Origin of the sequence: Bartonella gabonensis (assembly GCF_903679515.1) — a bacterium.
Taxonomy (GTDB): domain Bacteria; phylum Pseudomonadota; class Alphaproteobacteria; order Rhizobiales; family Rhizobiaceae; genus Bartonella; species Bartonella gabonensis.
The window spans coordinates 1-1,599 of the sequence record NZ_CAHOYM010000091.1; the positions used below are offsets into that span (position 1 = coordinate 1).

3 protein-coding genes and 2 pseudogenes are annotated in these 1,599 nt (G+C 38.3%); 2 read left to right on the forward strand and 3 right to left on the reverse strand.

What is annotated here, in order from left to right; all coding sequences use genetic code 11:
* A pseudogene (locus HWX04_RS08120) lies at nucleotides 1-386 on the reverse strand (hypothetical protein); the annotation flags it as partial.
* 72 nt (nucleotides 387-458) lie between these two features.
* Here HWX04_RS08120 and HWX04_RS08125 point away from each other — a divergent pair.
* Both HWX04_RS08125 and HWX04_RS08130 read left to right on the forward strand, forming a co-directional pair.
* Nucleotides 459-770: a type II toxin-antitoxin system RelE/ParE family toxin gene (locus tag HWX04_RS08125; protein WP_175869614.1), complete on the forward strand. Its 312-nt coding sequence runs from the start codon at nucleotides 459-461 to the stop codon at nucleotides 768-770.
* Nucleotides 751-1,035 (forward strand): addiction module antidote protein, encoded by a 285-nt coding sequence (locus HWX04_RS08130; protein WP_175869615.1) that lies wholly within the window; start codon nucleotides 751-753, stop codon nucleotides 1,033-1,035. Before HWX04_RS08125 ends, HWX04_RS08130 begins: the two co-directional genes overlap by 20 nt.
* Before the next feature lie 35 nt (nucleotides 1,036-1,070).
* Here the strand turns inward: HWX04_RS08130 and HWX04_RS08135 are convergent, their stop codons facing one another.
* Entirely contained in the window at nucleotides 1,071-1,451 is a 381-nt protein-coding gene (locus tag HWX04_RS08135) for a hypothetical protein (RefSeq protein WP_175869616.1), read from the reverse strand.
* A gap of 20 nt (nucleotides 1,452-1,471) precedes the next feature.
* Nucleotides 1,472-1,599, reverse strand: a pseudogene (locus tag HWX04_RS08140) (N4-gp56 family major capsid protein); the annotation flags it as partial.

A 1,599-nucleotide genomic window follows, 5' to 3' on the forward strand; every position in this document is an offset into this window, starting at 1 on the left:
TAACGAATCCTTAACGAATCCTCTAAGGAAACATGGTCCTGCCATTCCAATGCAAACTTATGATGTTGATCAGAACTCAAGTAAACGCTTTTGATTTTAACAGCAGTTTCAATATGTCGGGTATCAGTTGCATCATAAGCCCCTTGCCCCGCCCTTGTTTGAAACACCACATCACGGCTTTCGTTAAAGTAAAATGTTTCCCTCTCACAAAAACGAATAGCAGCAAAAATACTTTCTTGTATTTGTGCTACATATTCATCTCCAACATCATCAATCTCGTCTTGAATAACCGACACCATGTGTGAAAGCGTTTTTCTATGACGATAAACATTTTGACTAGCCGCTATCGGTCCGCCGGTCTTGACCCGAATATAATGACGCGCCATTAAAATACCTTTCAATGATACAAAAATTATAACTAACTTGACATTATATGTTGTGTATACTATAGTGCACTAATGGTAGCGATAATAAAAACAACAGATGAATTCGATAAATGGTTAGAAAAACTTAAAGATAGAAAAGCTGCCAATATGATTCTTGAAAGACTTCGTAGAATTCGTTCAGGACTTTTGGGTGATGTTAAATTCTTTAATGGCATAGGTGAATTACGTATCCACTATGGGGCTGGTTATCGAATTTATTTTGTAAAAAAAGGCGATAAAATCATTATATTGCTTTGGGGTGGTAACAAATCCACACAATCCAATGATATTCAAAAAGCCTTATCTCTTTTAGAGGATCTTAAAAATGAAATTGAAAACCTTTAACTTTGAAAAACACCTCAAAACACCAGAAGATCAAGAAATCTTTTTAAATGAAGCTCTTAAAACCGGAGATGCCGCCCATATCGCAGATGCTATTGGTATCGTTGCTCGCGCCCAAAATATGAGTGCCTTAGCAAAAGAAACCAATCGTGAACGGAGTGGTTTATACCGCTCTTTAAGTAAAACGGGTGACCCCAAGCTTTCTACCTTAGTGGCTGTCTTATCTGCCCTTAATTTGCAACTCTCTGTACAATCTTGCAATTCATGAATATAAGGGGAGTTAAATGATTTCTCCCCTTAATTTCAGTGATCAGTCACGAATTGCACAACCACAACACATTCACCAGCTGCTGTTGTTTTGTCACGGGTTGCATAAAGCGTTAACTCCTCATCATGGGGAACAAACTCTTTTTGATTGGTTGCTGTAAATTCTTGCGTCCCTTGGGCTTTGATCTCCTTTTCACTGAATTCGTTTCCACCATAGGTGCTTCCAATCTTCAATTTCGCTTCCGAAAACGCCGTTTTAACATGCGCTTTTATAGAAGTGATCAAAGCGCCTCGAGGTAAGGTGCCTATTTTTTCAGTGAGATGCTTATCTTTATGCGTGATGTTTAAACGTAAGAAACTCACCTGTTGAGTGTGAAGATTTCTACCTTGTAACGGTTTTGGTAAATGATCTGCCATGTCTTTTTCCTTCTTAATAATTATGCTGCTTCACCACTGTAGGTGGGGATAACAATGGTTCCAAAATCTTGTGCTGTTTGTGCACTATTGGGCATTTGGAAACGTGTTTTCTTCATTCCAATCAAAGTTTTAGCGGCAACGCCAAATT

What these genes read in the sequence shown, in the direction of transcription:
- HWX04_RS08130 (WP_175869615.1), top strand. Translation starts at nt 751, where the DNA reads ATGAAATTGAAAACCTTTAACTTTGAAAAACACCTCAAAACACCAGAA.
- HWX04_RS08125 (WP_175869614.1), top strand. Translation starts at nt 459, where the DNA reads ATGGTAGCGATAATAAAAACAACAGATGAATTCGATAAATGGTTAGAA.
- HWX04_RS08135 (WP_175869616.1), bottom strand. Translation starts at nt 1,451, where the DNA reads ATGGCAGATCATTTACCAAAACCGTTACAAGGTAGAAATCTTCACACT.